The 7,652-nt window shown below is 61.2% G+C and carries 6 protein-coding genes, 1 other RNA gene and 1 riboswitch; of the genes, 4 read left to right on the top strand and 3 right to left on the bottom strand.

Annotated features, from left to right (window positions below; all coding sequences use genetic code 11):
• Window positions 1-156 precede the first annotated feature (156 nt).
• Together ffs and ABJP42_RS15755 are read right to left on the bottom strand one after the other, a co-directional pair.
• An RNA gene (ffs, locus tag ABJP42_RS15750) (signal recognition particle sRNA small type) lies at window positions 157-255 on the bottom strand.
• Window positions 256-429: 174 nt separating this feature from the next.
• On the bottom strand, window positions 430-2,313 hold the full coding sequence (locus ABJP42_RS15755) for a 5'-nucleotidase C-terminal domain-containing protein (RefSeq protein WP_348342021.1): 1,884 nt from the start codon (window positions 2,311-2,313) through the stop codon (window positions 430-432).
• A gap of 350 nt (window positions 2,314-2,663) precedes the next feature.
• On the opposite strand from ABJP42_RS15755, the gene nudC reads away from it, so the two are divergent.
• The 3 genes from nudC (at window position 2,664) to ABJP42_RS15770 (ending at window position 5,118) form a co-directional block, all read left to right on the top strand.
• Window positions 2,664-3,650: an NAD(+) diphosphatase gene (gene nudC, locus ABJP42_RS15760; protein ID WP_348342023.1), complete on the top strand. Its 987-nt coding sequence runs from the start codon at window positions 2,664-2,666 to the stop codon at window positions 3,648-3,650.
• A 68-nt stretch (window positions 3,651-3,718) separates the two neighbouring features.
• On the top strand, window positions 3,719-4,186 hold the full coding sequence (locus tag ABJP42_RS15765; protein ID WP_348342025.1) for an SRPBCC family protein: 468 nt from the start codon (window positions 3,719-3,721) through the stop codon (window positions 4,184-4,186).
• Window positions 4,187-4,321: 135 nt separating this feature from the next.
• Window positions 4,322-4,555, top strand: a riboswitch (cobalamin riboswitch).
• A gap of 104 nt (window positions 4,556-4,659) precedes the next feature.
• Window positions 4,660-5,118, top strand: coding sequence for a hypothetical protein (locus ABJP42_RS15770; protein WP_348342027.1), 459 nt, complete (start codon window positions 4,660-4,662; stop codon window positions 5,116-5,118).
• Here the strand turns inward: ABJP42_RS15770 and ABJP42_RS15775 are convergent.
• Window positions 5,115-5,639: a protein-tyrosine phosphatase family protein gene (locus ABJP42_RS15775; protein ID WP_348342029.1), complete on the bottom strand. Its 525-nt coding sequence runs from the start codon at window positions 5,637-5,639 to the stop codon at window positions 5,115-5,117. The genes ABJP42_RS15770 and ABJP42_RS15775 overlap by 4 nt on opposite strands.
• 193 nt (window positions 5,640-5,832) lie before the next feature.
• On the opposite strand from ABJP42_RS15775, the gene ABJP42_RS15780 reads away from it, so the two are divergent.
• Window positions 5,833-7,652, top strand: a 1,820-nt coding sequence (locus ABJP42_RS15780) for a DNA polymerase III subunit gamma/tau (RefSeq protein WP_348342031.1), incomplete at its 3' end; no start/stop codon positions are given.

Genomic DNA, 7,652 nt, shown 5'->3' on the forward strand with positions numbered 1-7,652 from the left:
CGGCAGGTCGCGGAGATCCAAATCCGCATCGCCGTGCTAAACCGTTACACAGTTCTTGGCATACCCGTCACAGGGCCCCTAGGATAAATCCGTCCGGGGAAAGGGGAAGAACGCTCAGACCCCGATTTGTGCAACAAAGCCCCTTAGGGAGAGAAAAGGTGAGAGGTTGGACATCGACCCAAGCGGGGCTCGTTGTGGCTGCTTCCTTCCGGATCTGACCAGGTTGGCGAGGCGCCTGCCCGCGCCAACCTCTCGGGGTCTGATATAGGCAGAGAATCGCAGAATGACAAGAGCGTTGCACCGAGAGTCGAATGGCTCATCCAGAGCCTCGAAACCAACGGTTTCAGCCAGAACTGACCCTTCCTGCTTGTCAGGCTTGGCGCGCATTCTCACCGCCCCTTAACAAGCCAACCCTAGAGGAGAGAAGCTTCACAGGCTCAGGCGCAGCTTCAAAAATCCGTTTGGTGTCACGCCCTGGTCTTCAACCTGGGCCTCGGACAGCTCATCCAGGTAATTGCGGGCCACCGGTCCAGTAAAAACGGAGGCCTTGGTTCCAGCCAGTTTTGCCAGCCGCCAGGGATAGGGCGCATCCGCCAGCGGATCGGGTGGCAGCCGCCCCGACACGTAGTCACAAATGGCGTCGCGGACCTTGATCGCGGGCATATGCAGCTGCTCTGCCGATTGCACCATCTTGAAATTTCCGCCGCCGCTGACCCTGTAACTGCTTGTCGCCACGGTGAATTGCTGGTCTTCGGCGACAAGCCCGCCGTTCCAACGCAAGTTGCGAATGCGGTGGGCGCCTGCATTGATCAACAGGCCCGAAGAAGAATAGCGCGCAGGATGGGTCAGGTCGATTTCATATTCCAACCCAAAAATCACATCAAAATTGTGCCCCGCCCGGTCCAGATTAACCAGCTCTCCGTGGCGAGTCTCGGGCGTGATCTGATTGAACAGACCTGCCGACATCTCCAGCCAGTCGCGCAGCTGTGCCCCGTTGACTGAAACCACCCAGATCGCATTGGGAAAGACCTGAAGATCCGCAACATTGCGCATACACAGATCGCCAGCGGCAATATCCGTATAGTTTTCCGGGCCCGATCTCCCCCCGAATTTGCCCGGTGACACCGCCGAGAGCAGTGGCAAACCCCCAGCGGCTGTACCCGCCAGCAAAGGCCGCACCGCCGCCATCTGGGCAGAGGCTGCCAAGGCCAGGCCGTGATCTTTGCCAAAAAAGGTAAAGTAGGAATGCAGCGCCTCAGAGCTGTGGCCCACGGGCTGTTTCATCCGGGCCTGGGTCTGGGCATGGGCATCCGCCAGCACCTGCACCAATTCCGGATCCTCGGGCACCAAAGCGGTCAGCTTGCCCCAGGCATCGCGGCGGGCGATGGGTTTGACGCTGGCCTGCCAGGTATCGATGCGCCAACCTTCTGGCCCATGGCGCAGATAGATATCAATCTGCCCGAGATGAGAGCCATGCGCGCCCGGCATCACCAGAGGCTTGGCAAAGGCATGCGCGGGGTCTGGCAGCACCAAATGGGTGTGGCCACCAACCACCGCATCAATGCAGGATGTCGCCATGATCGGCCGCAGGGCGTTCTCCATCATCGGCACCGGCAGCTCACCGCCAATTCCGGTATGGGCCAAAGCCACCACCAGATCGCAACCTGCGGCGCGCAGATCAGCGGCGCTGGCGGCGGCCACCTGCACCATATCCTCCACCCGCACCTTGCCCTCCAATAGCGGTGCATCCCAGGTCATGGTCTGGGGTGGCAAAAGGGAGAGTATCCCGATCCGCAGGGTCGGCGCCTCTGGCAAGGCAGCCAGGCGTCGTTCCAAAATGGCCGTCTTTACGAAGGGCAGCGGCTTATCTGGCTGCAGGGAGGACATGTTGGAACAGACCACCGCACAGGGCGCGTCTTGCAACACCTCTTCCAGCACTGGCAGACCAAAATTGAAATCATGATTGCCAAGTCCAAGAGCATCGTAGTTCAGGGTTGAGAAGGCAGCCATCAGCGGATGCACCGCGCCACGCCGGTCCGAGGTGGGCTGCGCGCCATCAAAATTCAGCGCCGCTTCGCCAATAGGGGAGCCCTGCAGGGCATCGCCATTGTCGAACAACAGAGTGGCTCCACCCTGCTCCTGCGCCTCTTGTCGCGCCACATTGATCAGGCTGGCGAGCCGTGACAGGCCCACGCCGGGATCTTCACGGTCGGCGTAGTAGTCGCGACTGAGCAGGTTGCAATGTAGATCCGTTGTCGCAAGGATGCGCAACAAGCCAGCGCCTTCATCAAAAGAAGGTGCCAAATCTGTCATTATGCTGACATCTCAGCTGTCACTGCCGGTCCCAATCTCATACTTCAACCACTCCCGTTCTGAGAGCTGCCCCTCCTATCAAACAGCGTTTCACAGTTTTGCAAAGCCACCAACTACATCATACATACAAAATTAACTATTTCCGGTACCGCTGAGTAACACTTGGCCCTGGATCACGGCACACCGCGCCGCGATCCCCGCGACAAAGCCAAAAAAAAGAGGATCGCGAGGTCGGAACAGAGTTCTGCTGGTGTTTTCCCTTTCAAAGAGGCATCAAACTACAAAATAGGCTAGGACAGGGCACATTCCTTGCTTTGAAATGCGAGAGATAGGTCAGCAGGAGGCGGCAGATGAAACGGGCAGAACAGGTCACTTTTGGCGGCGGCGGCGGTCTGGATCGCAAGGCCCTGCTGCGGGAAGATCCGGCAGCTCTGGAGGCTGCCTGGCAAGCACCCAGCACGCAGGTTCTGATGACATGGCGCGGCAAGGTGCTGAGCCAGCGGTCGAACCCAGAGCGTGGCCCCGATGCCCTGGCTTGGGTCGCTTCGAATCATCAGGTGGCGCAGGAACATCGCGACACGGCACTTTATCTGGGCGCCGATCCCAACGGCACCGAGCTCTTCGCCTGTGATCTGGGCAATTGGCGGCCCGATGCGCTGGATGAAATGGCGCTGGCCAGCTTTGCCGATCTCAGCGAACAGCAGCACCCGGATCTGCCCGCCGGGACTGCTTTTGCCGAACTGCGTCGCATCATGGCCCGGCTCACCCCGTTGGAGGCAGAGCTGGCCGCCTCTGCCAAGGCGCTGCTGTCTTGGCATCAATCGCATCAGTTCTGCGCCCGTTGTGGCAGCAAAACTGTCGTCAGCCAGGCCGGCTGGCAGCGCAAATGCCCCGAGTGCAAGGCCCTGCATTTCCCCCGCACTGACCCTGTCGTGATCATGCTGATTACCCATGGGGACGACGTGTTGATGGGGCGTTCGCCGGGCTGGCCTGAGGGAATGTATTCACTGCTGGCCGGATTTGTCGAACCCGGCGAAACACTCGAAGCGGCGGTGCGGCGCGAAGTCTTTGAAGAGACGGGCGTAGCTGTCGCCGAGGTCGGCTATTTGTCGAGCCAACCCTGGCCATTCCCAATGTCATTGATGTTCGGCTGTCGCGGCCGCGCCACCAGCCGCGCCATCACCATCGACCCAAAAGAGATCGAGGATGCAATCTGGGTAAGTCGTCAGGACATGATGACTGTCTTTGCAGGCGAGCACCCGATGATAAAACCGGCAAGAAAAGGCGCCATTGCCCATTTTCTGCTGGAAAACTGGCTTGCGGACACCTTGGATTAAGAAGATTATTCTAGGAACAAGATCTAATAATAATCTCTGAGGGCTGGCCAAAGGCCAGGCGGCATATCATGGAATTAGCGAGTAAAGAGGACGTCGATGCGCCTCTCTCCGAGGTGTTCGAGGCAATTTCCGATTTTGCCAGTTTTGAACGCTCGGCACTGCGGCGCGGTATCGAGGTTCAGCGGTTGGGCGACGACCCAACCCCGCAGGTGGGCATGGCCTGGGATGTGCGTGGCGAATTTCGCGGCAAAGCACGCCAGTTGCGACTGGAACTGGCCAGCTATGAACCCAGCTCTCTGATTGGGCTGAGTGCCGAGGCGGCCAGCCTGTCCGGACAGAGCCAGATTGAACTCCTGGCGCTGTCGCCCCGGCGCACCCGTATTTCGGTGAAGGTCAAAGTTCAGGCTAAAACCCTGTCGGGGCGGCTTTTGCTGCAATCGCTCAAACTGGCACGTTCCAAGGTGAACCGCCGCTTCAAGCAACGGGTGGCAGAATTTGCCAGCCTGACCGAAGATCGGCTGAGTCAAAGCGCTTAAATCCCGCTAGCCTCAGCCCGCTATCCCTGACTGAAGAGCTTACCAGAGGCGTGCGATTTTCGCGCGCCTTTTTGGCCTGCAGCACCACTGCAAGCCCAATCTGTTAAAACTTTATTGACGACTCAACCCTTCCGGCGCTAGCGGTTAAGGGATGGTTCCCGCGATGCCCTAACCGGCTTCGGGGATGAAAAGGGAACGTGGTGCGATCTGGTCAGCACAGGCCAGAACAAGTCCACGACTGCCCCCGCAACTGTAAGCGATGAGCGCTTCGGAGTATCCACTGGTTACTGGGAGAACCCCAAAGGCCGGGAAGGACCGGATCCGCAATGACCCGCAAGTCAGGAGACCTGCCATCACGTATGAAACTCGAAACTGGACGGGGAGTCCGGGGCGGGTGCGTGAAATGGCCAGGGCCTCCCTCCCGTTTCAAGCCTCTCCCAATTGGATCCCCGCCAACGCGCGGAGGGCGCTAAATGACACAGACGCATCACAGACCCAGGCGGGCGGGGGCGGACTCGCAACCGAGGCCGGACCATCATGTGTCGCAAAGCATCTGCATGCATCTGGGCAGCCCCTGCCCCTCGCTGGCCCGCATGCTGGAGGCCCTGTCAGGGGCCCTGGATAAGGCACGGGACGTCACCGAGGCGGATTTTCAGATCTGCGGCGAAAGCCGTCTGGACGGCTGCGACCGCCATTGCCCGGCGCAATATGTCGCCAGCCATGATCGTATCCGGGTGTTTTGTGACGTCAGCAAAGAGGCCGACACAGAAGCGCTGAACCTCTTTGCCGATGCCCTGTTTTCGCCGGTTAGTTCTGGAATTGCCGCAGCTGTAATCGCCCAACGACCCTGCGCCATAGGCGAGGTCAGATCACTGCTGCCCCGCCAAAAAGCCGACCCAAAGGATGCCGCCCCGCTGGTGGATGCGCTCTAGGCTCTGACCGATGCCGCTGAACTGGCCCACTGCATCTGCGCCGCGGTCTCGACCGCGCAGGGGCGTACCCGGCGCAGGCGACGCAGCGCCGCGGCAGGCTGCTCCCCGGCTTCGATCATCAGCCGCAGAACCACCATGCCGGATCGGCCACAGCCGCCCTTGCAATGCACCAGCACCCGGCCGCCGCCCTGCAGCGCCTGCCGCGCCAGGCCGCTGACCTCGGGCCAGAGCCGCAGCATCTCCGGGTTTGGGGCGGAAAAATCCGGCAGCGGCAAATGGTGCCAGCGACAGCCCATGGCCTGCAGATCCCGCCCCAGCATCGCTGCGCCAAAGCCGACCTGTTCGACTTCGGTGGTCATCGAAATCACCAGTCCCGGCTGCCAGTCATGCAGATGTTCCAGATCTCCGGCGTAATCACCGCCACTGCCGGGCAAAGCACAAAGCGCCAGAATACCGTCGCCGACGCACAAGCCGTGCAGCGTCAAAGGTTTCACCACCTCCTCATTGCTCTGATCACTCATCGCGGCCTCCACTCTGCATCACAGCCCTTCGCCCTTCCCGTTGGCGCAGGCCCGATCCTTGGCCGCACCTTCAACCCTGTGACCAAAGACTGACCCAGGCGGCCTTCTCCGGTCAACAGCGGTGGACGAAAGCGGCCAGCCAGCGTACCTTGCCCCGGCGCGATCCCGCCTTCCGAATCCGGCAAGAGACATCATGAACGACAGCCCAAGCGACAGCAGCCAAACACAATATCAGGTCCTGGCGCGCAAGTACCGCCCCGAAACATTTGCCGATCTGGTCGGCCAGGATGCAATGGTGCGCACGCTGAAGAATGCGTTTGAAACCAATCGCATCGCCCAGGCCTTTGTGATGACGGGCATCCGCGGCACCGGCAAGACAACCACCGCGCGTATTATCGCCAAAGGGATGAATTGCATCGGTCCCGACGGCACCGGCCAGCCCACCACCGAACCCTGCGGCGTCTGCGAACATTGCACTGCCATCATGGAAGGCCGCCACGTCGATGTGATGGAGATGGATGCCGCCAGCCGCACCGGTGTGGGCGATATCCGCGAGATCATCGATTCGGTGCAGTACCGTGCGGCCTCCGCCCGCTACAAGATCTATATCATCGATGAGGTTCACATGCTCTCGACCAGCGCCTTCAACGCGCTGCTCAAGACGCTGGAAGAACCCCCTGCCCACGTCAAATTCATCTTTGCCACCACCGAGATCCGCAAGGTGCCGGTGACGGTGCTGTCGCGCTGCCAGCGCTTTGACCTGCGCCGTATCGAACCCGAGGTGATGATCGCGCTTATGCGCAGGATCGCCAGTGCCGAGGGCGCCGAGATTACCGATGACGCCTTGGCGCTGATCACCCGCGCCGCCGAAGGCTCTGCGCGAGATGCGACCTCACTGCTGGATCAGGCCATTTCCCACGGTGCCGGGGAAACCACCGCCGATCAGGTCCGCGCCATGCTAGGGCTGGCCGATCGGGGCCGGGTGCTCGACCTGATGGATATGGTGCTGCGCGGCGATGCCGCCGCCGCCCTCACTGAACTGGGCGCGCAATATGCCGAAGGCGCCGATCCGCTGGCGGTGCTGCGTGATCTGGCCGAAATCACCCATTGGGTCTCGGTGGTGAAAATCACCCCCGATGCCGCCGAAGATCCCACCATCAGCCCGGATGAACGTGCCCGCGGACAGCAGATGGCCGAGGCCCTGGCGATGCGGGTGCTGACCCGCATGTGGCAGATGCTGCTGAAAGCCCTGGAAGAGGTCGCCGCTGCGCCCAATGCGATGATGGCGGCAGAAATGGCGGTGATCCGCCTTACCCATGTGGCTGACCTGCCCAGCCCGGAAGAACTGATCCGCAAACTGCAGGACGGGCCGCCGCCCCCAGGGCCCAATGGCCCCGGTGGTGGAATGGGCGGCGGCATGGCTTCAGGAGGCTATGGCTCTGGCGCCCCTGCGATGCAAAACATGGGCGGGGCTGGCACGCCTGACGGAGCGCCCATGGCTTCCGGTGCATCCGGTGGCGCAGCACCGGTTGCGCAAGACGGCACTGGCATGGCAACGGCTCTGGCTCCAGACACCATCAAAGCCCTGGCGCAATATCCGACATTTGAACATGTGATCGATCTGATCCGCCTCAGACGCGACGGGCTGCTGCTGGAATATGTTAAAACCTACCTGCGTCTGGTTGCCTATCAGCCGGGCCGGATCACTATCCAGCCGACCCAGGATGCCCCCAAGGATCTGGCCGCCCGGCTGGGACAGCAGCTGCAAAACTGGACTCAGGCCCGCTGGATCATCTCACTGGAGAACGAGGGCGGTGGCGAGACCATCACCGAGCGTGAGAACGCCGCCGAAAACGCCCTGCGGGCCAAGGCCAGCGAACACCCGCTGGTGCAGGCTGTTCTGGAGAGTTTCCCCAAGGCCAAGATCACCCGCATCCGCACCGCTGAAGAACTCGCCGCCGAGGTCGAAGCCGAGGCCCTGCCCGAGGTGGAAGACGAATGGGATCCTTTTGA

Origin of the sequence: Pseudophaeobacter sp. (genome assembly GCF_039971195.1) — a bacterium.
Lineage (GTDB): Bacteria > Pseudomonadota > Alphaproteobacteria > Rhodobacterales > Rhodobacteraceae > Pseudophaeobacter.